Origin of the sequence: Streptomyces sp. NPDC020742 (assembly GCF_040641675.1) — a bacterium.
GTDB lineage: Bacteria > Actinomycetota > Actinomycetes > Streptomycetales > Streptomycetaceae > Streptomyces.
In genome coordinates, this window is sequence record NZ_JBFAEA010000019.1 from 13,769 (window position 1) to 39,510 (window position 25,742).

Annotated in this window: 21 protein-coding genes; 9 read left to right on the forward strand and 12 right to left on the reverse strand. The window is 72.0% G+C overall.

The annotated features are described in order from the left end of the window. Positions 1–172: 172 nt before the first annotated feature. Complete coding sequence (locus AB0G84_RS26835) at positions 173–883, reverse strand: DUF4232 domain-containing protein (protein ID WP_361325852.1); 711 nt, start codon at positions 881–883, stop codon at positions 173–175. Between the two features lie 560 nt (positions 884–1,443). Continuing rightward, the gene (gene leuA, locus AB0G84_RS26840) at positions 1,444–3,153 is read right to left on the reverse strand and encodes a 2-isopropylmalate synthase (RefSeq protein WP_361326137.1); all 1,710 of its coding nucleotides are present in this window, start codon (positions 3,151–3,153) and stop codon (positions 1,444–1,446) included. A 368-nt stretch (positions 3,154–3,521) separates the two neighbouring features. Between leuA and AB0G84_RS26845 the strand changes: the two genes are divergently transcribed. Then, complete coding sequence (locus AB0G84_RS26845) at positions 3,522–4,214, forward strand: FCD domain-containing protein (RefSeq protein WP_361325855.1); 693 nt, start codon at positions 3,522–3,524, stop codon at positions 4,212–4,214. A 471-nt stretch (positions 4,215–4,685) separates the two neighbouring features. Here the strand turns inward: AB0G84_RS26845 and AB0G84_RS26850 are convergent, their stop codons facing one another. Then, positions 4,686–7,175, reverse strand: coding sequence for an MFS transporter (locus AB0G84_RS26850; protein WP_361325858.1), 2,490 nt, complete (start codon positions 7,173–7,175; stop codon positions 4,686–4,688). 496 nt (positions 7,176–7,671) lie between these two features. Beyond that, positions 7,672–8,376 (reverse strand): ScbR family autoregulator-binding transcription factor, encoded by a 705-nt coding sequence (locus AB0G84_RS26855; protein ID WP_361325861.1) that lies wholly within the window; start codon positions 8,374–8,376, stop codon positions 7,672–7,674. Between the two features lie 230 nt (positions 8,377–8,606). Here AB0G84_RS26855 and AB0G84_RS26860 point away from each other — a divergent pair, with 230 nt between their 5' ends. Then, positions 8,607–9,566 carry a ScbA/BarX family gamma-butyrolactone biosynthesis protein gene (locus AB0G84_RS26860; RefSeq protein ID WP_361326140.1) on the forward strand — a complete coding sequence of 320 codons (960 nt, stop codon included), beginning with the start codon at positions 8,607–8,609 and terminating at the stop codon, positions 9,564–9,566. A gap of 121 nt (positions 9,567–9,687) precedes the next feature. After that, entirely contained in the window at positions 9,688–10,452 is a 765-nt protein-coding gene (locus AB0G84_RS26865; protein ID WP_361325864.1) for an SDR family oxidoreductase, read from the forward strand. A 43-nt stretch (positions 10,453–10,495) separates the two neighbouring features. On the opposite strand, the gene AB0G84_RS26870 is transcribed toward AB0G84_RS26865, so the two are convergent. The 5 genes from AB0G84_RS26870 to AB0G84_RS26890 all read right to left on the reverse strand — a co-directional run bounded on the left by AB0G84_RS26870 (position 10,496) and on the right by AB0G84_RS26890 (position 14,828). After that, a complete protein-coding gene (locus tag AB0G84_RS26870) occupies positions 10,496–11,350 on the reverse strand; it encodes a 2OG-Fe(II) oxygenase (RefSeq protein WP_361325867.1) in 855 nt (284 codons plus the stop codon). Then, entirely contained in the window at positions 11,347–11,898 is a 552-nt protein-coding gene (locus tag AB0G84_RS26875; protein WP_361325870.1) for a methylated-DNA--[protein]-cysteine S-methyltransferase, read from the reverse strand. The genes AB0G84_RS26870 and AB0G84_RS26875 overlap by 4 nt, the downstream gene beginning before the upstream one ends. Positions 11,899–11,987: 89 nt before the next feature. After that, on the reverse strand, positions 11,988–13,511 hold the full coding sequence (locus tag AB0G84_RS26880; RefSeq protein ID WP_361325872.1) for an AlkA N-terminal domain-containing protein: 1,524 nt from the start codon (positions 13,509–13,511) through the stop codon (positions 11,988–11,990). A 583-nt stretch (positions 13,512–14,094) separates the two neighbouring features. Beyond that, on the reverse strand, positions 14,095–14,259 hold the full coding sequence (locus AB0G84_RS26885; RefSeq protein ID WP_361325875.1) for a hypothetical protein: 165 nt from the start codon (positions 14,257–14,259) through the stop codon (positions 14,095–14,097). A gap of 341 nt (positions 14,260–14,600) precedes the next feature. Further along, the gene (locus tag AB0G84_RS26890) at positions 14,601–14,828 is read right to left on the reverse strand and encodes a hypothetical protein (RefSeq protein WP_361325878.1); all 228 of its coding nucleotides are present in this window, start codon (positions 14,826–14,828) and stop codon (positions 14,601–14,603) included. Positions 14,829–15,205: 377 nt separating this feature from the next. Here AB0G84_RS26890 and AB0G84_RS26895 point away from each other — a divergent pair, with 377 nt between their 5' ends. Continuing rightward, positions 15,206–15,811 (forward strand): HD domain-containing protein, encoded by a 606-nt coding sequence (locus AB0G84_RS26895; RefSeq protein ID WP_361325881.1) that lies wholly within the window; start codon positions 15,206–15,208, stop codon positions 15,809–15,811. Positions 15,812–16,009: 198 nt separating this feature from the next. Here the strand turns inward: AB0G84_RS26895 and gcl are convergent, their stop codons facing one another. Beyond that, entirely contained in the window at positions 16,010–17,782 is a 1,773-nt protein-coding gene (gene gcl, locus AB0G84_RS26900) for a glyoxylate carboligase (RefSeq protein WP_361326143.1), read from the reverse strand. Between the two features lie 755 nt (positions 17,783–18,537). Between gcl and AB0G84_RS26905 the strand changes: the two genes are divergently transcribed. Next, on the forward strand, positions 18,538–18,900 hold the full coding sequence (locus AB0G84_RS26905; RefSeq protein WP_361326146.1) for an RNHCP domain-containing protein: 363 nt from the start codon (positions 18,538–18,540) through the stop codon (positions 18,898–18,900). A gap of 654 nt (positions 18,901–19,554) precedes the next feature. Here the strand turns inward: AB0G84_RS26905 and AB0G84_RS26910 are convergent. Beyond that, entirely contained in the window at positions 19,555–20,796 is a 1,242-nt protein-coding gene (locus AB0G84_RS26910; protein ID WP_361325884.1) for an acyl-CoA dehydrogenase family protein, read from the reverse strand. 162 nt (positions 20,797–20,958) lie between these two features. Between AB0G84_RS26910 and AB0G84_RS26915 the strand changes: the two genes are divergently transcribed. Next, complete coding sequence (locus tag AB0G84_RS26915; protein WP_361325887.1) at positions 20,959–21,606, forward strand: TetR family transcriptional regulator; 648 nt, start codon at positions 20,959–20,961, stop codon at positions 21,604–21,606. Positions 21,607–21,726: 120 nt separating this feature from the next. On the opposite strand, the gene def is transcribed toward AB0G84_RS26915, so the two are convergent. Beyond that, entirely contained in the window at positions 21,727–22,323 is a 597-nt protein-coding gene (def, locus tag AB0G84_RS26920; RefSeq protein ID WP_361325889.1) for a peptide deformylase, read from the reverse strand. A gap of 186 nt (positions 22,324–22,509) precedes the next feature. Between def and AB0G84_RS26925 the strand changes: the two genes are divergently transcribed. From AB0G84_RS26925 to AB0G84_RS26935, 3 genes are all read left to right on the forward strand, one after another. After that, positions 22,510–23,748 (forward strand): MurT ligase domain-containing protein, encoded by a 1,239-nt coding sequence (locus AB0G84_RS26925; protein ID WP_361325892.1) that lies wholly within the window; start codon positions 22,510–22,512, stop codon positions 23,746–23,748. 39 nt (positions 23,749–23,787) lie between these two features. Beyond that, positions 23,788–24,516 carry a glutamine amidotransferase gene (locus AB0G84_RS26930; RefSeq protein ID WP_361325895.1) on the forward strand — a complete coding sequence of 243 codons (729 nt, stop codon included), beginning with the start codon at positions 23,788–23,790 and terminating at the stop codon, positions 24,514–24,516. Positions 24,517–24,661: 145 nt separating this feature from the next. Continuing rightward, positions 24,662–25,687: a 6-phosphofructokinase gene (locus tag AB0G84_RS26935; RefSeq protein WP_361325898.1), complete on the forward strand. Its 1,026-nt coding sequence runs from the start codon at positions 24,662–24,664 to the stop codon at positions 25,685–25,687. Positions 25,688–25,742: the final 55 nt, after the last annotated feature.

Here is a 25,742-nt window from a genome sequence, read left to right on the forward strand (position 1 = left end):
TCTCCTCGGCGGATTGCGACGAAAGCACTCATTCAAGACTTCCGTAATCCTTGGTAACACCCGCTCCGGGCCGGGGCCGGTCTCCGGGGGCCGTTGAGGTGACGCCGCCCGTTTCGCGCAGCGCAAAGGGCGCCCGAGGTGCTCGGGCGCCCTTGCGCACACCGTCCCGGCGTCAGCCCAGAGAACCGGCCTCCACCGCGGTCACGTCGAACCGGCCACCGCAGACCCGCAGCCCACGGCTGCCGGTCGTCATCGGCTCCTTGGAGCCGGGCGGGTAGACGTAGACGATCTGCGACTCGGCCCAGCACGGGGTGTCCGAGACGCCCTCGTTGAGGGTGTGCAGCACGGCGTGCGCGCTCTGGCCCGGCTGGAGCCGGACGACGGCGCCGGCGCCGCCCTCCCGGGTGGCGGGCTTACCGACCGACGAGCCGTCGCGCTTGATCAGCGAGACGCCGGGGAAGCCGCGCAGCGTGCAGGCCTTCTTGCCCTTGTTGGTGAAGACGAGGGGGTAGTGGATGTTGCCCGCGCCGATGTCGGCGGGGCCCAGGCGCAGCGACATCTGGGTGGCGGTGCAGCGGTCCGACGCCGACATCGCCGAGGCCTGCGACTCGGCGGCGTTCGGCTTGCCCGTACGGCCGCCCGCGGAGGCCCCCGCTGAGGCCGATGCGTGCTGGCTGCCGGCCGACGACGGGTGGGTGACACCGCTCGGCTGGACACTGCCGCCGCTCTGCTGGGACGAGGCGGAGGCGGCGGTCGACGAGGAGCGGGACGCGTCGGCGCCGGGCCCGTCCTGGCAGGCGGTGAGCGCGAGCGCGGCGACCGCGATCAGCGAGCCGGCGGCGACACGGCGGCCGCGGCCGAGCGGCTTGGTGGTGAGCGACATGAGTGTCCCCCTCGTCTGGTAGGTGCGGGTTCTCGTCGGGTGCGTGCGGTCCGTTCGTTGTCCTTCCAGCGTGGCGCCGGGTACTGCCGGTCCGCTAACGAGGCACTAACACACCGCTAACGAGTTGGGACACCCGACGCGCCGGTGCGCAGGGCACCCGCCGTGACCAGCCGGTACTCCGGTGCGTCGCTCAGGCTCGCAGATATCTCCCGAGTTGCGGACGCGGCACCACGAGGTTCGGCCTACTTCCCGGGGCCCTGGGGCCGGTCCCGGTGTCCGGCGGGCTGGGCACCGGATCGCCCGTAACGGTACCGCTCTCCCCCGCCTGGGCCTCGGACACCGGCGCCCAGGGCGGATGAGTCGGCCCGCAGCCGTGCCCCGCAGGGGGGGCGACGCAGGGGGGCGACGCACAGCCGGTCTCCGGGCCCCCGGTGTCACCGTCACCGCCGGTGCACCGGCGGTGACGGTGTTGTGGCGCATCGGCGGGCGGGCGGCCGGGCCGCAGACGACCGAAATCACGCCCTGGGGCGGGGCGGTGTTGCGGCCCCGCCTGGCCCGGGCTAACAGGCGCCGACCCGCAGCGCCCGGTTGACCGCCGAGAGCACCGCCCGCACGGAGGCCGTCAGGACGGAGGTGTCCTGTCCCGCGCCCCAGTAGGTGACGCCGTCGATACGGCACCGGACGTACGCCATGGCCGCGCTGTCCGGGCCCGGAGCGAGCGCGTGCCCGGTGTAGGAGACGATGTCGAGGGGGTGTCCGGCCCCGGCCAGGGCGTCGGCGAACGCGTCCAGCGGCCCGTTGCCGCGGCCCTCTGCGGTGCGTGGGCCCGCCCCGTAGGCGCCGCCCTCCAGCACACAGCTGACCCGGTGCTCGCCTGGTGCGGGCTCGGCGGCGCTCCAGGAGACGAGGGCCAACGGACCGTCTTCCCCGGGGGCGAGGTAGGTGGTCCGGAACAGCTCCCACAGCTCCTTGGGGTCGGCCTCCCGCCCGCTGTCGTCGGTCGCCTCCTGGACGGCCCGGGAGAAGTCGGCGCGCAGCTCCCGCGGCAGCTCCAGGCCGTGGTGCGCCTGCAGGAGGTAGGCGATGCCGCCCTTGCCCGACTGACTGTTGACCCGGATGACCGCCTCGTACGTACAGCCGAGGTCGGCGGGGTCGACCGGCAGATAGGGCACCGTCCACGGCGCCTCGGACGCCGCCACCCCCAGCGCTTCGGCGCGCCGGGCGTGGTGCGCCAGCCCCTTGCTGATGGCGTCCTGGTGCGTACCGGAGAAGGCGGTGTGCACGAGGTCGCCGGCGTAGGGGTGGCGGGGGTGGACGGGCAGCCGGATGCAGTCCTCGACCGTGCGGCGGACCGCGGCGAGGTCGGAGAAGTCGATCATCGGGTCGACCCCCTGGGTGTGCAGGTTCAGGGCGAGGGTGACCAGGTCGACGTTCCCGGTGCGCTCCCCGTTGCCGAACAGGCACCCCTCCACGCGCTGCGCCCCGGCCAGCACGGCCAGTTCCGCACAGGCCACCCCGGTGCCGCGGTCGTTGTGCGGGTGCACGGAGAGCACCACCGCGTCCCGCCGCGCCAGGTGGCGGTGCAGGTACTCGATCTGGTCCGCGTACACATTGGGCGTGGCCACCTCGACGGTGGCGGGCAGATTGTGCGTGACCGGCCGGTCCGGGGAGGCGTCCCAGAGTTCGGTCAGACCGTTGCAGATCTCCAGCACCAGGTCGGGCTCGGTGAGGTTGAAGACCTCGGGCGAGAACTGGAAGCGGAGGTCGGCCCGCGGGCGGGCGGCGGCCAGGCGGGCCATGTGCCGGGCGGCGTCGTACACCAGGTCCCGCACCTCGTCGCGGCCGCGGCCGAGCACCACCTCACGCCACGTGGGCGCGGTGGCGGTGTAGAGGTGCACCACGGCGCGCGGCAGGCCTTCGACGGCGGCGAAGGTCCGGTCGATCAGCTCGCGCCGTGCCGGGGTGAAGACCACCACCGTCACCTCGTCCGGTACCGCGCCGCTCTCGGCCAGGTGGCGTACGAAGTCGAAGTCGGTGCGGCTCGCGGAGGGGTAGGCGACCTCGATCTCCTTGTAGCCCATCGCGACGAGCAGGTCGAACAGCCGGCGCTTGCGCGGGGTGTCCATCGGCTCGGCCAGCGCCTGGTTGCCGTCGCGCAGATCGACCGGCACCCACAGCGGGGCCCGCTCGATCCGGGCGGTGGGCCAGGCGCGTTCGGTGAGCGGCACCTCGACCCGCTCGTGCGCGGGCCGGTAGCGGTGGGAGGGCATCGCGCTGCCGCGCTGCGGGTTCCACGCCGGTGCGTCGGCGGGCACCGGGCCGGCGGGGGTACGCGGGGCGGTGGCACGGGCCGGGGCGGGGGCGACGGGGTTGGTGGGGGCGACGGGGTTGGTGGGGGTGAGGGGGTTGGTGGGGGTGAGGGGGTTGGTAGGGGTGAGGGGGGTGGTGGAGGTGAGGGGGGTGGTGCGGGACATCGTGTTCCTTCGCAGGAGCCGGAGGGAGACCGGCAGCACCGAGCCCCGCGGCGGGGTGCCGGTCGCGTCAGGCCCCGCCGCGGCGGCCGAGGAGGAGGACCCGCTGCGTCATGGCGGGTAGACTAACCAGGCATCAACTCCTCAGACAACCTGAGAGGTTCGGAATGTCACTCGAAGCGCTCCGCCCCAGCCCCCTGGTCGAACAGGCCACCCAGCGGCTGCGCGACCGGATCACCGAAGGGCACTGGCCGGTGGGCAGCAAGCTCCCCGGCGAAACCACCCTGGCCAAGGCTCTGGGCGTCGGCCGGTCGACCGTACGGGAGGCCCTGCGCGCCCTGGCCGGTGCCGGGTTGGTGCAACCGCGCCAGGGCGCCGGGGTCTTCGTGCTCGCCACCGCACCCACCGAGGACTGGCCCACCCGTCTGCGCCGGGCCGCGGTCGCCGATGTCTACGAGGTGAGGGCGATGGTGGAGTTGCAGGCCGCCCGGCTGGCCGCGGTCCGCCGCACGGACGCCGATGTCGCGGCGCTGCGCTCGGCCCTCGAGGGGCGCCGTACGGCCGCCGCCACCGGTGATGACGCGGCCTTCGTCGATGCGGACATCGCCCTGCACGCCGCGGCGGTAGACGCCGCGCACAACTCGGTACTCACCGATCTCTTCCGCGAGTTCGCCCCTGCGCTGCGTCAGGGGCTGATCGACCTGGTGGAGCTGCTGGGGCTGCGCGACGAGGACCCGCAGCACGGCGACGCCCGGCACGCGGCGCTGGTCGAGGCAGTGGCAGCCGGCGACGGCGACGCCGCGAGCCGGACGCTGGAGGAGGAATTCGAGGCGACGCTACGGCAGTTGGCGCAGCGGTAAGCCCTGTCAGCGGTCAGGGCTGCGGGCAGCCGGGGGGCGTGCAGGCGACGTGCGGGGGGCGACCTGCCGGGGGCGACGTGCGGGGCGCGGTGCGGGGACGTCGTACGGGTGTGGGGACACGGGGGCGGCGCGTGGGCTGTGGGGACGTGCACGGTGCAACCACCGCCCCAGGGCGGCCCGTTGGCGTGCGCGCCCCCTTGCTCCCGTACTGCTGGATGCGGCTCTCGTGCGGAGGCCGTCCGGACTCGGGCGCCCAGGCCGGCCCCCGGCGCCCAAGCCGGACTCAGACGTCCAAGCCGGGCCCGGATGTCCAAGCCGGGCCCGGTTGTTCAAGCCGGATCCCGGCGTCCAGGCGGGGCCCGGACGTCCAAGCCGGGCCGGGCGCCCAGGCCGGGCCGAGCGTCCAGGCCCTCGGGCGTCCAGGCCGGCCCGGGGCTCTCCCCCTCCCCGCACCGGTGGCGGGGCCGACCGTCAGCCGCGCGTGCCGGCGGGTCGGGTGAGGTCCAGGTCGAGGACCTCGTCGGCGCCGGCGGCCAGGGATATCGGGGTGGCCTGCGGCGGGTGGCCCGTGGCGGTGAGGGTGTACCGGCCGGCGCTCAGGTCATGGAAGGCGAAGGCACCGCCCGGGCCGGTGACGGTGTGTCCGGTGACGGCGCCGTCCCCGACCAGGGTCACGGCGGCGTCGGCGACCGGCCGCCCCTGCCGGTCCCGCACCGTGCCGCGGACGGCGAGGGCCGGCCGCAGCCGGGCGTCCTGCCGCTCCGGGGCGCCACCGGTCAGCTCCACGGGGCGGGCCTCCGGCCGGTGACCGGGGGCACCGAGCACCAGGGTGTAGCGGCCCGGGGGCAGCGCGGCGAGGTCCCAGTTGCCCTGCGCGTCCGAGGTCGTACGGGCGACCACCCCGCCACCGACGTCGGTGACGACGATGCTGCCGTCGCCCAGCGGGGCGCCGTCCGCACCGCCGAGCAGCGTGCCGCCCAGCCGGCCACTGCCCGTGAGGACCAGGTCGGTCTCGACCGGGGCGCCCTCGCCCCGCCAGGTGGCGGAGGCCGCGTGCGGGGTGTGGCCGGGCGCGGCGCCCGTGAGGACGTAGGTGCCGGGCGTGGGGGCGGCGAGCGCGTAACTGCCGTCGGCAGCGGCCGTGGTGACGCCGGCCTGCCGTCCGCGCCGGTCGATCAGGGTGATGCTGGCACCGGCCACCGGCGCACCCGAGCCGTTCCGGACCCGGCCGTGGAATCCGGCGGGGCGGCCGGGCGTAGCAGCGGGGTGCGATACGGCCGACCGGCCGGCGGTCGGGGCGTCCGGAGCCTGAGCGTCGAGCGGCGGGGCGTCCAGAGAGGAGGCATCCAGAGCCGCAGCGGCGGAGGCCGCCTTCGACGACGCCGGGGTGGCGGACCGCGAGCCGGCGGCATCCGGGCCGGACGGTGCCGGGGCGTCCTCCGCGCCGGGTACGTCGGGCGTCCCGTCCCCGCCCTGGGCGACCAGGGTCGGCCGGGACGGTGTCTGGCGCTGCGACGGCAGGAAGGACGCCAGGGCGACGCCGACGAGGACCGCGGCGGCGGCGATCAGGAAGGCGACCCGGAAGCCGCTCATGGTGGGGACCGTGACCGGCCCCATGGGCGTGGACATACGAGCCAGCACCATGCCGATCACCGCGCTGGAGACGGAGGTGCCGATCGAGCGCATCAGGGTGTTCAGGCCGTTGGCGGCGCCGGTCTCGGAGGGGTCGACGGCTCCGACGATCAGTGCGGGCAGCGACGAGTACGCCAGCCCGATACCGGCGCCGATGACCACCGCGATGATGACGGTCTGCCAGGGGGAGTCCATCAGACCGATGCCCGCGCCGTAGCCGATGCCTATGACGAGCATGCCCAGCAGCAGCGAGACCTTGGGGCCCCGACGGGCGGCGATCCGTGCGTACAGCGGGGCGACGAACATCATGGTCAGACCGAGCGGCGCCACGCACAGGCCGGCGACCACCATCGACTGACCGAGGCCGTAGCCGGTCGACTTGGGCAGTTGCAGCAGCTGTGGCAGCACCAACGAGATCGCGTAGAACGCCACACCGACGGTGATCGAGGCGAGGTTGGTCAGCAGCACCTCACGCCGGGCCGTGGTCCGCAGATCGACCAGCGGGTCGGCCAGGCGCAGCTCCAGCACGCCCCACAGCACCAGGATCAGCACCGCGGCACCGAAGAGGCCGAGGGTGCTGGGCGAACCCCAGCCCCAGTCACTGCCCTTGGTGAGCGGCAGCAGCAGGGCCACCAGACCGGCGGACAGCCCGAGGGCACCGGCGATGTCGAAGCGCCCGGAGGCGCGCACCGACGTCTCCGGTACGACGAGCAGGGTGAGCAGCATCGACAGCACGCCGAGCGCGGCGGCGCCGAAGAACAGGGCGTGCCAGTCGGCGTGCTGGGCGACCAGGGCCGCGGCGGGCAGCGCGAGTCCGCCGCCGACACCGATCGACGAGCTCATCAGGCCCATGGCCGAGCCGAGCCGCTCGCGGGGCAGTTGGTCCCGCATGATGCCGATGCCGAGCGGGATCGCCCCCATGGCGAAGCCCTGCAGCACCCGGCCGACGATCATGGTGAGCAGATCGCTGGTGACCCCGCACACCAGCGAGCCGACGACCATGATCGCGAGACTGGTGAGCAGCATCCGCCGCTTGCCGTAGAGGTCACCCAGGCGCCCCATGATCGGAGTCGAGACGGCGCCCGCGAGGAGGGTGGCCGTCATGACCCAGGTGGCGTTGCTGGGCGCCGTGTTGAGCAGCACGGGCAGGTCCTTGATGACCGGCACCAGCAGCGTCTGCATCACCGCGACGACGATGCCGGAGAAGGCGAGGACCGGGACGATACCGCTGCGGGCTCCGGGGCGGCCGTCCGTGGTGGCACCGGGTGGCGGAGCCGCGGCGGCCGTCGCCGCCCTTTCGGGCAGTCGGTCCGTCGTCGTCGATGTCATGCGTGCGGCCTCCAGGGCGGCAGAGTCGGGTGTGGGGGCAAAGGGCTTGGCGGGTGCGGTGAGCGCGGCGGAATCGACGGGTGCAGCGGGTGCGGCGGCACCCTCGATACGTGCATGACGAACGCTTCCCTCCCGGCCGCTATTCCGCAGCACGACATCCACCCCCTCGCCCTTCGGTGATCCGCCTCACAGCTCCCCCCGCTTCTCCCCCAAGCCCACCTCCGCCGGTTCGACCCTCTCCAGTGAAGCGCGCCCCACTGACAATGAGCCCGACACCGACAATGACCCACGCCGACAATGACCCGACGCCGAACCCGGGACAGCAAAAGGCGCCGCGGATTCCTCCGCGGCACCTCGCCCTTTCGTCCGAATCTCTCCTCAATCCCCCCGGGTGCCCCATCAGCCCCTAACACCCCATCCGACACCCTCAATCAACACCGCATGCGCGGTATGTTCTTGCCCGCCGGGCCTCCCCTGGAACATTCCCCGGCCCCCCTCAGCCCACCGCGACATCCACCTCGTCATCGGCATCCGCATCGTCATCGGCATCGATGCTCACCGATGGCCGGCGCTGAAGGACGTTCTCCAAGTGCTCCCCGCGCCCGGGGTCCAGGTCGAGCCGGGTGAGGATCGCCGGCACCGCGATGCTGGGGAGGGTGTGCTGGAAGAAGACGGTCAGCCGGTAGCAGAGGTCGGCCTGATTCGTCAGCGCCTGGGACATCATCTGGATTCCCGCGAACGCACCGACAAACAGCTCGGCGGTATCCCGGACGACCACGCTATCCAGCAGTTCACCGCGGGCCCGCGCCTCGTTCAGCAGGCCCTCGACGAACACCGTCCACGAGAGCATCGACCGTTTGCGGCCCAGGTGATTGGACCCCTGCTCCACCGCCAGCCGGGCCGCACCGCGCTGCATCGGATCGCTGCGCAGCCGGAACGCCAGCACCTGGCCGGAGTCGACGAACTCCTGCAGCTTGATCTTCTGCGGATGCACCGCGATGTCCGTCACATGCTCCTCGAGCACGGCGAGCGCCAACTGCTCCTTGGAGGCGAAGTGGAAGTACAGGGCGCCCTTCGTCACGCCGGCGCGTTCGAGGACTTCGGCGATCGTCGCGCGGTCATAGCCCCGCTCATCGAAAACCGACGCGGCCGCCTCCAGGATCACTCGGCGGGTCCGGATCGCGCGGTCCTGTTGTGGCACAGGACGCCTCCTGTCTCTCGAAAGTCTTCAAATGCGCAACGACTCGCCAGAGTTCACGTCGCTGCTCGGCAAGCGTATTTCCCCAATTCCCCCCAGCCCGGCATTGAAAATAAAACCGGATGGTACGTATCTTAACAGCGATGGACCTCATCCCGTAGAGACGCCTGGGGGCAGTCATGAGCGACGCGTTGCACGTCAGCGGCACAGTTCAGCACAGGGCCCCACAGCAGATGCACCCGCGGTCCGGCCAGTGCACCACACCGCGGCCCGCCCCCGGAGCCCATGTTCCGCATGAGTACGTGCACCGCCCCATCGCTGACGACATTCTGGTCACAGGTTGGCGCAGAATCGACGACGCTCACTTCTCGGTCACCGCCCAGTGGCCCCATGATCACGGGTACTTCGCCCCCCACCGCGGCCGGCACGTCCTCATCCTCACCGGCGAAACCATCCGCCAGACAGGCCTGCTGCTCTCCCACACGGAACTCGGCGTACCGGTTGGCCACCACTTCATCCTGGGAGACCTCGTCTACACCACGCACGCCGAGCACCTCACCCCAGAGAGCGGACCCACTGCGCTGACCATCGACGTCACCTGCAGCAAGATGCGGATGCGGGCCGGCACGCTCACCAGCGGCCGCTTCGACATGACGCTCCGCGGACCGGCCGGCCGGATCGTGGCGACGGGCTACTCCCATGTCACCGTCACCTCGCCCGCGGTCTACCGGCGGATCCGCGGTGAGCGGCTGACCGCCCGGCGTACCCCCGGTCCGCTCCCCCGGGCCGTCTCCCCGCAACTGACCCGCAGCGCCACGGCCCGCGATGTGCTGCTCTCGCCGACCGACCGGCCGGACCGCTGGCTGCTGCGCATCGCACCGGGCCACGCCGCGGTCGTCAACCCGGCCAACGACCACGTCCCGGGCATGGTGCTGCTCGATGCGGCGCAGCAGGCTGCATACGCCCTGGCCGCGCCCGACGCCTTTGTCCCGTACGCCTTCAGCACGGCCTTCCACCGCTACGCCGAGCACGGCAGCCCGTGCGTGATAGAGGCCCGCCTGGTGCCCCCGGCGCTGCCCTATACCACGACGGTCCAGGTCACCGGCTCCCAGGACGGCGAGCCGGTGTTCGTCTCGACCCTGACCGCCCTGGATGCCCGGGACACCCTGCACGCCCTGGACTCGCAGGATTGAACGCACCGCTCCGGCGCTCGCTACACGAGCGCCCGCGCTCCCGTACCTCCTTTCTGCCACAGCAAGCGGAGGCAGCACGCCCGCCGCTTTTATCCCCACATGTAAGGAAGGCCTCACGATCATGGGTGACCTCAAGGGAAAGACCGCGCTGGTGACCGGCTCCAGCCGGGGAATCGGCCGGGCGATAGCCCAACGCCTGGCCAAGGACGGCGCCCTGGTCGCGGTCCACTACGGCAGCAACGACATCGCGGCCAAGGAGACCGTCGAGAGCATCACCGGCGCGGGCGGGCAGGCCTTCGCGGTCGGCGCGGAGTTGGGCGTGCCGGGTGACGCGGAAACCCTCTTCGCCGCCTTCGACTCCGGGCTCAGCGACTGCGGCGCCGAGCCCGGCCTGGACATCCTCGTCAACAACGCGGCCCTCAGCTTCCCCGGCCATATCGACGAGGCCACCGAGGAGGAGTTCGACCGGACCTTCGCGGTCAACACCAAGGCCCCGTTCTTCATCGTCCAGCAGGGCCTGCGACGCATGCGGGACGGCGGGCGCATCATCAACATCTCGTCGGCGGTGACGAGTACGGCGTTCCCCTCGTTCATCGCCTACAGCCTCTCCAAGGGTGCGGTGGACACCTTCACCCTCGCACTCGCCAAGGACGTCGGTGCGCGGGGCATCACGGTCAACACCCTCTCGCCGGGCTTCGTGGAGACCGATATGACCGCACCGCTGCGGGAGACCGCAGAGGAACACGCCGCGCTGGCGGCCTTGTCCATCTTCAACCGCCTCGGCAGGCCCGCCGATATCGCCGATGTCGCCGCGTTCCTCGCCTCGGACGACTCTCGCTGGATCACCGGCCAGCGGATCGACGTCACCGGCGGATCCATGCTCTGACCCGCGAGCGAGCCGGCCCCTGGGCCGGGTCCGCCGGGCGGCCTCAGGCCTCGTGGAAGACCAGGCCCAGGGAGTGCCGCCGGCCCGCCCGAACGGTGCTCACACCGTGGCGGACCGGCCCGGCCGACCAGCCGCGGGCGGAGCGTACGGGGCGGTCGCGGGTGGTGAAGATCAGGCCGTGGCCCTGGGGCAGGAGGGTGGCCGTGCCGCGGGACTGGGCGCGTGGCCGCTGCTCGACGAGGAGGAATTCACCGCCCGTGTAGTCCGTGCCCGGCTCGTCCAGGCCGATGACGACCTGGAGCGGGAAGACCATCTCGCCGAAGACGTCGCGGTGCAGCGCGTTCCAGTCGCCCGCGCCGTAACGCAGCAGGATCTGCGCGGACTTGCTCTGGCCTGCCGCATGGCACCTCTCGAGCCACTCGCCCAGGCTGTCCGGCCAGGGCGCGGGCCGGCCGAGCCGGTCCGCCCAGTCGCGGGCGACGGCCAGCAGATGCGGGTAGAACGCCTCGCGCAGGGCCCGGACCGGTCCGGGCAGCGGGTCGGCGAAGTAACGGTACTGGCCCGAGCCGAAGCGGTATCGCGCCATGTCGACGGTCGAGCGGAACCGGTCGGTCTCGTCGTAGAGCGCGCTGAGCGCACGGCAGTCGGCCGGTGTGAGCAGACGCGGGGTCAACGCACAGCCCAGGGCGTCGAGTTCCCCGGCGAGCGCCGCCCAGTCGGCCGCGGCGACCCGCCCGGCGGGGGCGGCGGCACCGCCTTCGGCGTCATCGGCGTCATCGGCGCGGGCACCAGGGGCGGCGCGGTCGGACGTCCCGGCGGGGCGCCGGGCGTCGGCGAGAGGCTGGGCGCCGGCCGGAGGCTGGGGGCTGGCGGGATGCCGGGTGCCGGCGGTGGTCACGGCGTGTCCCCCGTCCGCCCGCCCGGGGCGGATCCCTCGATCCCGAGGAGTTGCCGCTTGCGTTCCGGCCCGCCCGCGTAGCCCGAGAGCGATCCGTTCGCGGCGATGACCCGGTGGCAGGGCCGGACGACGAGCAGCGGATTGGCGCCGATCGCCGTACCGACGGCACGCACCGCGCCGGGCGCGGCGCCGATGTCGGTGGCGATCCGCCCGTAGGTGGTCGTCGTCCCGTACGGAATCGCCTCCAGCGCCTTCCACACCCGCTGTTGGAAGTCGGTGCCGCGGGTGCTCGCACTGTCCGCGAACTCGATGGTGAAGTGGTGCAGCGTGCCGTCGAAGTAGGCGCGCAGTTGGCGGACGATCTCGGTGAACGCCTCGGGGGCATTGCGCCAGCCGTCCCGTACGGTCGCGCCGCCCTTCTGGTCCGGTACGGACAGCGAGACGAGCGCGGTGCCGCCCGGTGCCGTGGGGGATTCCTCGCCCACCAGCAGGAGTTCGCCCAGCGGGCTGCCGAGTGTGGTGTAGAGCGTGGTGGTGGAGAGCGTCATGGTCCTGTGCTTTCCGTGGTGTTGTGGGTTGGTGTGGTGTGCAGGTGGGGGTGGAGGGTGGGGCGTCCGCTGTTCGTCGGGTGCGGGGGTCAGTGGTCCCGTGGGCCGGCGGTGGATGCCGGGGGCGCTGCCCGCTCCGCGGTGGGCGGCGCGTTCCAGAAGTGGTGCATCGCGTACGAGCGCCAGGGACGCCAGGCCTCCGCACGCGCCCGCAGGCCGGTGGTCGGCACACCGGCCCGGCGCATCCCGGCCCGTACGGCCGCATCTCCGGACAGCAGGACGTCCGGGTCCCCCAGCGCCCGCATCCGGATGTAGCCGGCGGTCCACGGCCCGATGCCGGGCAGGTCCAGGAGCAGTCGTTCGGCGTCGGCCCGGTCCGCCCCGGCGTCCAGGGTCAGGGTGCCGTCGGCGAGCGCGGCGCTGAGCCGGCGCACGGTGCTGCGCCGCGCCGCTGGCATGCCGAGCTCGGCGAGCTCGGCCGCCGCCAGGTCGGCGGCGGCCGGGAAGAGGTGGGTGAGCCCGCCGGCCGGCTCGGGCAGCGGTACTCCGTGGGCCGCGACCAGGGCGGCACCGAGCCGGCGCCCGGCGGCGACCGACACCTGCTGGCCGAGTACAGCGCGGACGGCGAGCTCATGCGGATCGGGGGTGCCCGGGGAACGCAGCCCCGGCCGCGCGGCCACCAGGCCCGCCAGAACAGGGTCCGCGGCGAGCCGGTCGGCCACCGCGTACGGGTCCGCGTCCAGGTCGAAGAGTCGGCGCACCCGCTGACTCGCGGTGGTGAGATCGCGCAGTTCGGCGAGGTGCAACCGGCACTCCAGCCAGCCGGGCCGGGCTGCCTCGTCGACCTCGACGATGCCCAGGCCGTGGGGCAGCCGCAGCGTCCTGCGGTATGTCCGGCTACCGGGCGCCCCCGTGACCTCCTCGATGCCGGGCAGGGCACGCCGCTGGAGGTGATCGAAGACCTCCCGCGCGGCGTACGGGCCCCGGTGGGCCAGCCGCAGCGGCAGCGCCCCGGGCATGGGGTGCGGGGCCACCGGGCCGGACCGGGCGCCCTTGCCGGGGCCGGCGGTGCGCAGCTCGCTCGGGGTGAGCGCGTAGATCTCCTTGATGGTGTCGTTGAACTGCCGCACGCTGGCGAAGCCGGCGGCGAAGGCGACCTCGGCCGCCTGGAGCCGGGTGGTCTGCAGCAGGATCCGGGCGGTGTGGGCGCGCTGTGCCCGCGCCAGGGCGACGGGGCCGGCGCCTAGCTCGGCGCTCAGCTGCCGCTGCACCTGCCGCGTGCTGTAGCCGAGCCGGACCGCCAGTCCGGAGACCCCCTCCCGGTCAACGACCCCGTCACCGATGAGCCGCATCGCGCGCCCCGCGACATCGGCCCGGGCGTTCCACTCGGACGAGCCGGGCACCGCATCGGGCCGGCAGCGGCGGCAGGCGCGGTAGCCGGAGCCCTGGGCCGCAGCGGCGGTCGGGAAGAAGCTGACGTTGCGCCGTCGCGGTGTGGTGGCGGGACAGCTCGGCCGGCAGTAGATCCCCGTCGTGGATACGGCGAAGAAGAACGCGCCGTCGAACCGGGCGTCCCGGCTGCGCACTGCCTCGTACCTGCTGTCCTCATTCATCACAGAGTCCACTGTGCAGCAGGTCCGCGCATCTGGCTGGCGGAAATCGGACGCGGCGCTGCGGCGGCGGGAGCAGGGGCCCGGGGCGTCCTCGTGCGCGCCCGCCTGCCCGGCCTGCCTTGCCGTCCTGCCCTGCCCGCCTGCCCGGCTTGCCCTGCCCTTGTGCTCGCTCAGGGAACGGGGGCGGGGCCGGGGCCAGGCTTTCGGGTGCCGGGCGGGCGGCCGGCCTGGCTACCGGCCAGCCACCCGGCGGCCGGGGCCACGGTTGCGGGCCACTCCAGCCCAATGGCCTTACCGCACGCGGCAGTTCGGCCATCCGGATCTCCGCGAGCACCGAAGCACCGCATCCGTGCACTGGCGGCGCGGACCGTACCCCCGGGCCCGGGCACAGGTCGTGGCCCTGACCCGTGGCGTTGGGCCCCTCAGGCACGGGCGCAGGCGCGGCTCGTGCCCCTGCCCCTGCCCCTGCCCCTGCCCCGCAACGCTCGGGCACCCTGGTACCCGGGTTCCCGAGCCCCCTAATGCCAGGGCGCCCCGGCGCCCCTACGCCCCTACGCCCCTACGCCCCTACGCCCCTACGCCCCTACGAAGCCAACGCCGCCACCACCACGAACAGCACGACCAGGGCAAGCGTCTCCCAGCGCATCGCCCTCCGCAGGACGCTCCACGACGGGGGGATACCCCCGCCGTGCGACGAGCCCGTGGGGCCGGCACTGGCGTCGTCGTAGCTGCCTCCGTCGTCACTCATGCCCCGCCCCGTTCTCGGGGGTCGTTGTGGTCTCCGGCATGCGCCGCCCCTCACCTTCCCTCGCCCTTCGGCGACCGACGCCCCGTCTGCCGCGTCGGCCCCACCACACAGGCGCCCGGCACGCCCTGCGCCCACGTCAGACCCAGGCGCGCGCCGATAACGTCCTGACTCATTAATACCTGCTGCCACCGACATTCCGGCCGGCGCCCCCACGGGCAGGCGGGGCGCTCGGTGTCAGCGCGAGGAACGCCGGCCCAGGACCTGCCTCCGGGCCCGTCAGCTCGGGCTGCTTTAGCTGGTCCGGCTGGTCCGGCTGATTCGGCTGGTTCAGTAGCTTCGCCTCATGCCGAGGGCATCGGCCAGTCGTCCAACGAGCCGCCCCGCCACTCCACCAGGCGGGGGTCATCGAGCCGGATGTCCTCGGCCGGGTCGGCGACCCCTGCGCGGCGGAGGAATTCGGCGACATCGCCACGGCCGTGGGCCAGGCCGACGATCTGCCCGTGCACGGTCACCCTTCGGCCACCGGACGGCGTCGGAGGATGCACGATGACAGGCGGATGCTCGGTCATGCCTCCAGACTGCGCCGGGCTCCGCACTTGTGCACGTCGACAGCCGCCACCGGCGTTGGTCCTTGAGCCTGCAAGCACTCGCCGGGCTCGTTCGCCACTGACCCACCCCACCAGCGCCGCCGCCTGCGGAGACCGACGGCGAAGGCGTTCACCCCGGCGGCCGTTGCACGGCCGGAGCCCCGTAACCGCGCCCTCACCTCCGCACCCTCGAACGAGGAGCCGGCCGACGCGCCTGAGGCACGACCTGCCCGGCCGCGCCGCCCGCGACGCTCGGTCGCTGCCCCCGCCCGCGCCGACGGCGGCCGATCCCGGCGCGGGCTGCATCCGTGCTTTCCGGTTGGGGGGACAAGAGCCGCGCCCTGAGCGACAATCGCGGCATGACGATGGATGATCTTGTTGTGCCGGACACCCGGGCCTGCCGTGCGGCGCTGGAGGTGGCGAGCGCCTACTGCTCCCCCGCACTGCTCAACCATTCCGTCCGCGCCTACCTCTGGGCGGCGGCATACGCCTCGGCGCAGAGCATCGCCTTCGACCCCGAACTCCTCTATGTGGCCGCGATGTTCCACGACCTCGGACTGGTCAAGGAGTTCGACAGTCACACCGTGCCCTTCGAGGACGCCGGCGGCCATGTGGCCTGGGTGTTCGCGGCGGGTGCCGGATGGCCGGTGGAACGGCGGGTGCGGGCCTCCGAGGTGATCGTCCGCCATATGTGGGACGAGGTGGCCCTGGACGCGGACCCCGAGGGCCATCTGCTGGCGTTCTCCACCTCGTTGGACATCTCCGGGAAGCGCCCCGAGGCGCTGCCGGCCGACCTGCGCGCCGACGTCCTGGGGCGCTACCCGCGACTCGGACTCGGCACGGAGTTCCTGGCCTGCTTCCGGAGCCAGGCGGAGCGCAAGCCGGACAGCGCCGCCGCGGACTCGGTGCGAAACGGGATCGCCGCACACATCGGCGCCAACCCGCTGGATGCGCAACGGACTTGACGGGTGACCCGTGGCCCCGGCCGGACGGGGGAACCGGCCGGGGCGAGATATGGCCGCGGGGCGGTGAACCACGCCCCACACTCCTATGAACGGTGAACAAGGACCGTCCGTTCCATGGCGAGATGGTGACGACCGTCACTCCGAGCACCCGTCCGCACGACACACAGCGGAAGTTGGCGCGCGAGGCCGGCGCCGGGGTCAGGACTTCAGCGGCTTGATCGCGGTGGGCGCATGGTCCGGCTCGGTCGCGAGCTCCTCCCACTCGTTCACCTTGTCGATCTCCGCGGCGGCCATGGAGATGTTGGTGATCCGCTCCAGCACGGCCTCGACGACGACCGGGACCCGGTGCTCGGCGGCCAGCTTCTTGGCCTCCTCGAAGGCGGCGCCCAGCTCGTTCGGGTCGGTGACGCGGAGGGCCTTGCAGCCCAGGCCCTCGGCGACCTTGACGTGGTCCACGCCGTAGACGCCGATCTCGGGCGCGTTGATGTTCTCGAACTCCAGGTTCACCTGGAAGTTGATGTCGAGGTTGCGCTGCGCCTGGCGGATCAGGCCCAAGTACGCGTTGTTCACCAGGACATGGACGTAGGGGATCCTGTGCTGGGCTCCGACGGCCAGCTCTTCGATCATGAACTGGAAGTCGTAGTCGCCGGAGAGCGCGACGACCGGCGTCTCCGGATCGGCGGTGGCGACGCCCAGCGCGGCCGGGATCGTCCAGCCGAGCGGACCGGCCTGTCCGCAGTTGATCCAGTGGCGCGGCCTGTAGACGTGCAGCATCTGCGCGCCGGCGATCTGGGAGAGGCCGATGGTGGTGACGTAACGCGTCTCCGGGCCGAAGGCCTTGTTCATCTCCTCGTAGACACGCTGCGGCTTCATCGGGATGTCGTCGAAGTGCGTACGGCGCTGCAGCCGAGCCTTGCGCTCCTGGGTGGCGGCCGCCCAGTCGGAGCGGTCCGGTAGCTTGCCCGCGGCCTTGAGCTCGCGGGCGACCTCGACGAACAGCTCCAGGGCCGCCTTGGCGTCGGAGGCGATGCCGAGGTCCGGGGCGAAGATCTTGCCGATCTGGGTCGGCTCGATGTCGACATGGACGAACGTGCGGCCCCGGGTGTAGACGTCCAGCTTGCCGGTGTGACGGTTGGCCCAGCGGTTGCCGATGCCCAGGACGAAGTCGGACTCCAGGAAGTTCGCATTGCCATAGCGGTGCGAGGTCTGCAGCCCGACCATGCCGGCGTTCAGCTCGTGGTCATCGGCGACGATGCCCCATCCCATCAGGGTCGGGACGACCGGCGTACCGGTCAACTCGGCGAACTCCACCAGCAGTTCGGAGGCGTCGGCATTGATGATCCCGCCGCCGGCCACGATCAGCGGACGCCGGGACTCGTTGAGCAGTGCGAGCGCCTTCTCGATCTGCGCGCGGGTCGCGGCCGGCTTGAAGGCCGGCAGCGGCTGGTAGAGCTCCGGGTCGAAGTCGATCTCGGTCAGCTGGACGTCGACCGGCAGGTCGATCAGCACCGGGCCCGGCCGCCCGGACCGCATCAGGTGGAATGCCTGTTGGAAGACGCCGGGGACCTGCGCGGCCTCCATCACCGTGGTCGCGGCCTTGGTGACCGGCTTGGCGATCGAGGCGATGTCGACGGCCTGGAAGTCCTCCTTCTGGATCACCGCGGTCGGGGCCTGGCCAGTGATGCACAGGATCGGGATCGAGTCGCCGATCGCCGAGTAGAGGCCGGTGATCATGTCGGTGCCGGCCGGGCCGGACGTGCCGATGCAGACGCCGATGTTGCCCGGGCGGGTCCGGGTGTAGCCCTCAGCCATATGGGAGGCGCCCTCGACGTGACGGGCGAGCGTGTGGTCGATCCCGCCCGCGCCCTTGAGTGCCGCGTAGAACGGGTTGATCGCGGCGCCGGGCACTCCGAAGGCGGCGGTCACGCCCTCGCGCTTGAGGATCTCCACCGCGGCACGGGCGGCTGTCATTCGAGGCATCGCGTACTCCTGCGTCGACCTGTCACGGGGACGCTCCGGCGCCGAGCCGGAGGCGCTGATTTCCGCATCATGGAATTGATGTTTTGCTTTACGGAAGAACGTAGAGTGCGGGTATCCACCCGTCAAGGGCGTGGCGACCACAGACGCGCGGGCTTGCCTGGCGAGACGGCCGTGCACGGATGACCGGACCACCCCGCCGCCACGTACGGCGGGATGCAAAAACGGCACGCAAAAGCGACATGCAAAAGCGACATGCAAACGCGGCATGCAAAAAGCCGTGCACCGGGCTCCGCCCCGATGCACGGCCGTCGACCCCCCGACCCGTCCGGCGCGCCGGACGATCACACGCCTCCGCAATAGGATGGGGAACGCCTCCGTCCTTACGGGCGAAGGGAATTCAGATGCCCGAGGAGGTGACGTGCGCACCATGAAGCATGCTGCTGTTCGTGCTGCCTGACAGGGGACGACGCCGACGGCAGTGAGACCGGATGGACACCTACCGGCGGCACGTGGCACACCCGCGTGACAGTGATCGGGACAAAGACACAAACCCGGTCGTGGTCCGGATCCAGAGCGGTCAGCGCACTCTGGTGAAGCTGGAGCCGGAAGTAATCGCCCACCCTGAGCGGCGGTGAACCGCGTCACTCCCCGGTCAAGCCTGCGACCCCTGCTCCGGCAGAGGGAGAGCGAACGGAACCCTGCGCCTCCGAGTTGAAGACCCCTTCGACTCGCCGAGGAGCAGCACCATCAGCAGAACAACCGAAAACACCGGCTTCACCTGCGAAAACTGCGACAGGGCGGTCGCGGCGTTGGCCAACGGCAGCTACCGCAACCACTGCCCGCACTGCCTGCACTCGCTGCACGTGGACGTCTCACCCGGAGATCGTGCCAACGCCTGCCGCGCGCTCATGCGCCCGGTCGCCGTCGAGCACCACTCCGCCAAGGGGTACATGATCGTCCACCGCTGCACCGCATGCGGCGCCCGCCGTCGCAACCGCATGGCCGAAGACCCGCACCAGGGCGACGACCTCGACACCGTCCTCGCCCTCATGCACCTCGGCCAGCACGAGGCCGGTGGACACCCCGACCGGCGCCGGACACGCCTCTGACGCCCCTGCGGCTCCCGCTCTCGGCGGGAGCCGCTCTCAGCGGGAGCCGCTTTCCCTGGGCGCAGCATCAACTCCCGTACGCACCAGGGAAGTCAGGAGCTGTGCCGCGCTGCGTCCCTACCGCGGGCGAGGGCGGCAAGGGCACCCCGCTGCCTCAGCCACCGGCACGTTCTCCCGCGTCGGGCATCCGGGACACGCCACCGGGCCGTTCGCCTCTTCGTTCCTCATGCCTCCATGATCACGCTTCAAGGCGCGCCCCCCGCCGGCGCGCTTCCCGGTCTGCCCGGGCGGCGAGGCGGACGGCTTCTTCACATCGAGGCGGGTGGCCGGCGAGGTCACGGCACGGGGACCTTCTCCCGGTCAGTGGCGTCTTCCCAGCCTTGGATGGCGCAGCGGATGAAGGTCTCGAAGTGGCCGCCTCGCCGGTCGAGGCCGCAGTTGCAGGGCCTGTGGGAGGACTCCCTCCGCCCGGTCCTGGATCACCGCGAGTACGGGCCGTTCCCGGAGTTCGCATCTCCCCGTCGCAAACGATCTCCCGAATATCTCCCACAAGCCGTTTGAGGCACCGGAGGGACGCTCAAGGGCCCCACGCCGGGAAGGGTGGGGCCCTGCTCCATGCATCGCGAACTACGCGCGCCTTACCGGGACTTGCCGCTAGCGGATCGGCATCCCCGACAGCGCCCTGGCGATCACCAGGCGCTGGATCTCACTGGTGCCCTCGAAGATCGTGTATATGGCGGCGTCGCGGTGCATGCGCTCGACCGGGTACTCGCGGGTGAAACCGTTGCCGCCGAGGATCTGCACGGCCTGGGCAGTGACCTTCTGAGCGACCTCGCTGGCGAAGAGCTTGGACATCGAGCCCTCGGCCGAGGTGAACGGCTTGCCGTTGGCGGCCATCCACGAGGCGCGCCAGACCAGGAGCCGGGCCGCGTCGACCTGGGTGCGCATATCGGCGAGTTGGAAGGCGACGCCCTGGTTGTCGATGATCGGGCGGCCGAACTGCTCACGGGTCCGGGCGTACTCCAGCGCCTCTTCATAGGCAGCGCGGGCGGTGCCGACCGCCATCGCGCCGACCGCCGGCCGGGAGGCCTCGAAGGTGGCCATCGCGGCGTTCTTCACGCTTCCGGCCGGGGGGACCCCCACGCCCGCCCTGGCCTTCTCGCGGGCCCGGGCCAGGCGCTCGTCGAGCTTCTCCTTGCCACCGAGCAGGCAGTGGCCGGGGATCCGTACGTCCTCCAGCACCACCTCGGCGGTGTGCGAGGCGCGGATGCCGTGCTTCTTGAACTTCTGCCCCTGGGAGAGGCCGGCGGTGCCCGGGGGCACGATGAAGGAGGCGTGACCCCGGGAGCCCAACTCGGGGTCGACGACGGCGACGACGACGTGGACGTTGGCGATGCCGCCGTTGGTGGCCCAGGTCTTGGTGCCGTTGAGCACCCACTCGTCCTTGGCCTCGTCGTAGACCGCGCGGGTGCGCATCGAGGCGACGTCGGAGCCGGCGTCCGGTTCGGAGGAGCAGAAGGCGGCAACCTTGACGTCGTCGACGTCGCCGTACATCTGCGGGATCCAGGTCCCGATCTGCTCCTCGGTTCCGTTGGCGAGGACGCCGACGGCGGCCAGGCCGGTGCCCACGATGGACAGGGCGATGCCCGCGTCGCCCCAGAAGAGCTCCTCCATGGTCATCGGGACGCCCAGACCGGTCGGGTCGAAGAACTGCTGGGCGTAGAAGTCCAGCGAGTACAGGCCGATCTTGGCAGCTTCCTGGATCACCGGCCAGGGGGTCTCCTCGCGCTCGTCCCATTCGGCGGCGGCGGGGCGCATGACGTCCGCAGCGAAGCCGTGCATCCAGTCACGGACTTCCTTCTGCTCGTCATTGAGCTCCATGGTGAACTCGGCCATGTCCCCTCCAGTGATGCAGGAAGTACGGTGTTACTAGTGGTAACCCGGAGTGTGTTACTCACCAGTAAGAGATGTCAACTCCCCTGAGGACGAATTCGACGCGGAGTTCGGGTGTTACGTTGCGCGAGCGCCACGGATGGACAATGGGTGGGGAGCACGACCATGGAGAGCACAGAGCAGAGCGGCCGCGGAAAGTCGGCGACCGAGCGCAGGCGGCGGGAGCTGCTGGAGGCCGCCGAGCGCATTGTGCTGCGCGACGGCCCGGACGCCTCGATGAACGCCATCGCCGCCGAGGCCGGCATCACCAAGCCGATCCTCTACCGGCACTTCGGCGACAAGGGCGGCCTCTACCGCGCGCTCGCCGTACGACACACCGACGCCCTGCTGAACAACCTACGGACCGCGCTCGACGCGCCGGTCCTGCGCCGGGACCGGGTCGAGGCCACCCTGGACGCCTACCTGCTCGCGATCGAGACCCGCCCGCAGGTCTACCGCTTCCTGATGCACCCGTCCGAGGGGGACAGCGCCTCGGAATCCGGTTTCGACGTGGGGCGGCACTCCGCCCCGCTGCTGCGCCGCCTCGGCGAGGAGCTGGCGAAGGTCATCACCGACCGGCTCGATCTGGGGCCGGGCGCCGAGCTCAAGGCCCGGGTCTGGGGACACGGCATCGTCGGGATGATGCACGGCGCCGGCGACTGGTGGCTGCGCGAACGCCCGTGCTCCCGCGAGCAGTTGGTCGCCCAGCTGACCGATCTGCTGTGGGGCCAGCTGGCCGCCGTCGAGGACCGCGAGGGCGGGCCCGGGTTCTGACCGGGGACGGACGGCGTACGCGTACGCCGCCCCGGGGCATCACAGCGGAGGAGGCGGCCCGGGCCGACTCGGTGCCGTGAGCCGGCGGGCCCCTGCGCCCGCCGCCCTCCCGCCTTACACCTACGCCTGCGCCTCCGCCCGCGCGGCCGCTTTGGCCGCCTCGGCCGCCTCGCCCGCGTCGACCGCCCACGGGGCCCGGGAGGCGGCACGCAGCGCCCGGCGGCGGCGCAGGCCGGTGAGGCGGTCGAGGTAGAGGCTGCCGTCGAGGTGGTCGCACTCGTGCTGGAGGCAGCGGGCGAAGAATCCGGTCCCGGTCACCGTCCGCGGCTCGCCGGTGACAGTGAATCCCGTCACCACCGCGTGGTCGTAACGCGGGGTACCGGCCTCGATACCCGGGAGCGAGAGGCAGCCCTCGGGGCCGCGGACGACAGGCCCGTCGGTCTCGACGAGCCGGGGGTTGACCAGGTGCCCCAGATGGCGGCGGTCCTCGTCGTCGGGGCAGTCGTAGACGAACACCCGCAGCGGGACGCCGATCTGGTTGGCGGCCAGGCCGACGCCGTGCGCCGCGTACATGGTCGCGTACATGTCCTCGATCAGGCGGGCCAGCTCGCCGTCAAAGGCGGTGACCTCCTGGCAGGGCCCGGTCAGGGCGGGGTCGCCGAGCAGGCGCATGGGTCGCGGACGGCCGGAACTGCCGGGGATGGTGCGGGGACGCATAAGGTCAAGCGTACGGTCCGGCACCCGCCGGATGTCGCCGCACGGGTGGCGGGGTTCGGGCCCGCGGCCGGATCTCGATAGGCTGATCCCCGACCGAAGCCTCCGGCCGGTCATCGGCTGCGGAGGGGGCGTTCCACCGGCAGCCTCACGACAGGCGGGCGCCGGATGCAAGGAGGATCAAGGACGATGGCAGGCAACACGGAGCCGCTGTCGCCGCGGGCCAAGCTGGCCGTGACGGCAGGCAAGGCCGCGGCGGCGGTATCGCGCGCGGCGGGCCGCGGCAGCGGATCGGTGATCGGTGGCCGGGTGGCGCTCAAACTCGACCCCGACCTGCTGGCGCGGCTGGCCCGGCACCTGGACGTCGTCCTGGTGTCGGCGACCAACGGCAAGACCACCACGACCCGGCTGATCGCCGAGGCGCTGCGGGCCAGCGGCCCGGTGGTCTCCAATGCGCTCGGCGCCAACATGCCGGCCGGTATCACCTCGGCGCTGGCAGGTGGCTCGGACGCCAAGTACGGCGTCATCGAGGTGGACGAGAAGTACCTCGCCGGTGTGGCACGCGATGTGACCCCGAAGGCCATAGCGCTGCTGAACCTCTCGCGCGACCAGCTCGACCGGGCCGCCGAGACCCGGATGCTGGCGGAGAAGTGGCGCGAGGGCCTGTCCGGCTCCAAGGCCGTGATCATCGCCAACGCGGACGACCCGCTGATCGTCTGGGCGGCCTCGTCGTCCGCGAACGTGGTGTGGGTCGCGGCGGGCCAGGAGTGGAAGGACGACGCCTGGTCCTGCCCGTCCTGCGGCGGTGTGATGCAGCGCCCGGGCGACGACTGGTTCTGCGGCGAGTGCGGTTTCCGCCGCCCCACCCCCAGCTGGGCGCTGTCCGGCGACCACGTCCTGGACCCGCACGGCAGCGCCTGGCCGATCAAGCTCCAGCTGCCGGGCCGTGCCAACAAGGCCAACGCCACCAGCTCCGCCGCGGTCGCGGCCGCCTTCGGGGTGCCGCCGCAGGTGGCGCTGGAGCGGATGTACTCGGTGCAGGCGGTGGCCGGCCGCTACGACGTGGTCACCTTCATGGAGCGGGAGCTGCGGCTGCTGCTGGCGAAGAACCCGGCCGGCTGGCTGGAGACCTTCTCGCTGATCGACCCGCCGCCGACCCCGGTGATCATGTCGGTGAACGCCCGTGGCGCGGACGGCACCGACACCTCCTGGCTGTGGGACGTGGACTACACCCGGCTGGCCGGGCACCCGATCTTCGTGCTGGGTGACCGCAAGCTGGACCTGGCGGTGCGGCTGGAGGTCGCGGGCCTGGACTTCCAGGTGTGCGAGAGCCTCGACGAAGCGGTGCAGCTGGCACCGCCCGGCCGCATCGAGGTCATCGCCAACTACACCGCCTTCCAGGACCTGCGCCGCCGCGTGGGCAACTGACCGGGATCCACGGACCTTCACGGACAAGGACGAGCAAGCATGAGTGACAACAGCCTGCGCCTGGTGTGGATCTACCCGGACCTGCTGAGCACCTACGGCGACCAGGGCAACGCCCTGGTGGTGGAGCGGCGGGCGCGCCAGCGCGGCCTGGACGTACAGCGCCTGGACGTACGCTCCGACCAGCAGATCCCCACCTCGGGGGACATCTACCTGATCGGCGGCGGCGAGGACCGGCCGCAGCGGCTGGCCTCCGAGCGGCTGATCCGCGACGGTGGACTGTCCCGCGCGGTCTCCAACGGCGCGATCGTGTTCTCGGTGTGCGCCGGCTACCAGATCCTGGGCCATGAGTTCATCAACGACCTGGGCGAGCGGCAGCAGGGCCTGGGGCTGCTGGACGTGGTCTCCACCCGCGGCGAGGGCGAGCGCTGCGTCGGCGACGTACTGGCCGACATCGACCCGAAGTTGGGGCTGCCCCCGCTGACCGGCTTCGAGAACCACCAGGGCGTGACGCACCTGGGCAAGACCGCCCGGCCATTCGCCAAGGTGCGGTTCGGCAAGGGCAACGGCGTCGGCGACGGCTACGAGGGCGCGTACAACGACACCGTCTTCGGCACCTACATGCACGGCCCGGTGATGGCCCGCAACCCGCACATCGCCGACCTGCTGGTCAAGCTGGCGCTGGACGTCAATGCGCTGCCGTCGGTGGACGACCGCTGGTACGAGGCGCTGCGCCAGGAGCGGATCGCCGCGGCGACCCAGCCCGCCTAGTCCCGCTTTCCTCCCTTTTCGTACGCCCGCAGTCCCGCACTGCGGGCGTACGTGTGCCGGGCGGCCCTCCGCTTGTAGGGTGAGCGGAATCCAACCGGACGACGGGGTCCGGGCCCCCGGTTGAGTTGCAGAGGGTTTTCGAGCAATGCGTATTGGTGTCCTCACCTCCGGCGGAGACTGCCCCGGTCTGAACGCCGTCATCCGCTCCGTCGTCCACCGCGCCACCGCCGACCACGGTGATGAGGTGATCGGCTTCCGTGACGGCTGGAAGGGCCTGCTGGAGTGCGATTACCGCAAGCTCGACCTCGATGCGGTCGGCGGCATCCTGGCGCGCGGCGGCACCATCCTCGGGTCGTCGCGGGTGCAGCCTGCCCATCTGCGGGACGGCGTCGAGCGGGCCCGTGGCCACGTCGCCGAGCTGGGGCTGGACGCGATCATCCCGATCGGCGGCGAGGGCACCCTCAAGGCCGCGCGGCTGCTGTCCGACGCCGGGCTGCCGATCGTCGGCGTGCCGAAGACCATCGACAACGACATCGCGGTCACGGACGTGACCTTCGGTTTCGACACCGCGGTGGGCGTCGCCACCGAGGCGCTGGACCGGCTGAAGACCACCGCCGAGTCCCACCAGCGCGTGATGATCGTCGAGGTGATGGGCCGGCACACCGGCTGGATCGCGCTGCACTCCGGCATGGCGGCCGGCGCCCACGCGATCGTGGTGCCGGAGCGGCCGTTCGACATCGAGGAGCTGACCGCGCGGGTCTCCGAACGCTTCGAGGCCGGCAAGAAGTTCGCCATCGTGGTGGTCGCCGAGGGCGCCAAGCCGCGCGAGGGCACCATGACCTTCGACATCGGCGGCACCGACGTGTACGGGCACGAGCGGTTCGCCGGCGTGGCCCGGCAGCTCTCCGTCGAGTTGGAGAACCGCCTCGGCAAGGAGGCCCGCCCGGTCATCCTCGGCCACGTCCAGCGCGGTGGGACCCCGACCGCGTACGACAGGGTGCTGGCCACCCGCTTCGGCTGGCACGCCGTCGAGGCGGCGCACCGCGGCGAGTTCGGGATGATGACCGCGCTGCGCGGCACCGACATCACCCTGGTGCCGCTGGCCGAGGCCGTGGAGACCCTCAAGACGGTGCCCGCACAGCGCTACGACGAGGCCGAGTGCGTGCTCTGACCGGACGCCTGCTGCCGTCCCCGTGAGGGCGGCGACGCGCACACCGCCCCCGGCC

Bases quoted from the DNA above. Each gene is read 5' to 3' on its own strand.
- def (WP_361325889.1), bottom strand. From the start codon at position 22,323: ATGCGTCCCCGCACCATCCCCGGCAGTTCCGGCCGTCCGCGACCCATG.
- leuA (WP_361326137.1), bottom strand. From the start codon at position 3,153: ATGCCCTCCCACCGCTACCGGCCCGCGCACGAGCGGGTCGAGGTGCCG.
- AB0G84_RS26845 (WP_361325855.1), top strand. From the start codon at position 3,522: ATGTCACTCGAAGCGCTCCGCCCCAGCCCCCTGGTCGAACAGGCCACC.
- AB0G84_RS26925 (WP_361325892.1), top strand. From the start codon at position 22,510: ATGGCAGGCAACACGGAGCCGCTGTCGCCGCGGGCCAAGCTGGCCGTG.
- AB0G84_RS26895 (WP_361325881.1), top strand. From the start codon at position 15,206: ATGACGATGGATGATCTTGTTGTGCCGGACACCCGGGCCTGCCGTGCG.
- AB0G84_RS26835 (WP_361325852.1), bottom strand. From the start codon at position 883: ATGTCGCTCACCACCAAGCCGCTCGGCCGCGGCCGCCGTGTCGCCGCC.
- AB0G84_RS26930 (WP_361325895.1), top strand. From the start codon at position 23,788: ATGAGTGACAACAGCCTGCGCCTGGTGTGGATCTACCCGGACCTGCTG.
- AB0G84_RS26915 (WP_361325887.1), top strand. From the start codon at position 20,959: ATGGAGAGCACAGAGCAGAGCGGCCGCGGAAAGTCGGCGACCGAGCGC.
- AB0G84_RS26935 (WP_361325898.1), top strand. From the start codon at position 24,662: ATGCGTATTGGTGTCCTCACCTCCGGCGGAGACTGCCCCGGTCTGAAC.
- gcl (WP_361326143.1), bottom strand. From the start codon at position 17,782: ATGACAGCCGCCCGTGCCGCGGTGGAGATCCTCAAGCGCGAGGGCGTG.
- AB0G84_RS26885 (WP_361325875.1), bottom strand. From the start codon at position 14,259: ATGAGTGACGACGGAGGCAGCTACGACGACGCCAGTGCCGGCCCCACG.
- AB0G84_RS26865 (WP_361325864.1), top strand. From the start codon at position 9,688: ATGGGTGACCTCAAGGGAAAGACCGCGCTGGTGACCGGCTCCAGCCGG.
- AB0G84_RS26860 (WP_361326140.1), top strand. From the start codon at position 8,607: ATGCACCCGCGGTCCGGCCAGTGCACCACACCGCGGCCCGCCCCCGGA.
- AB0G84_RS26850 (WP_361325858.1), bottom strand. From the start codon at position 7,175: ATGACATCGACGACGACGGACCGACTGCCCGAAAGGGCGGCGACGGCC.
- AB0G84_RS26910 (WP_361325884.1), bottom strand. From the start codon at position 20,796: ATGGCCGAGTTCACCATGGAGCTCAATGACGAGCAGAAGGAAGTCCGT.
- AB0G84_RS26890 (WP_361325878.1), bottom strand. From the start codon at position 14,828: ATGACCGAGCATCCGCCTGTCATCGTGCATCCTCCGACGCCGTCCGGT.
- AB0G84_RS26875 (WP_361325870.1), bottom strand. From the start codon at position 11,898: ATGACGCTCTCCACCACCACGCTCTACACCACACTCGGCAGCCCGCTG.
- AB0G84_RS26880 (WP_361325872.1), bottom strand. From the start codon at position 13,511: ATGAATGAGGACAGCAGGTACGAGGCAGTGCGCAGCCGGGACGCCCGG.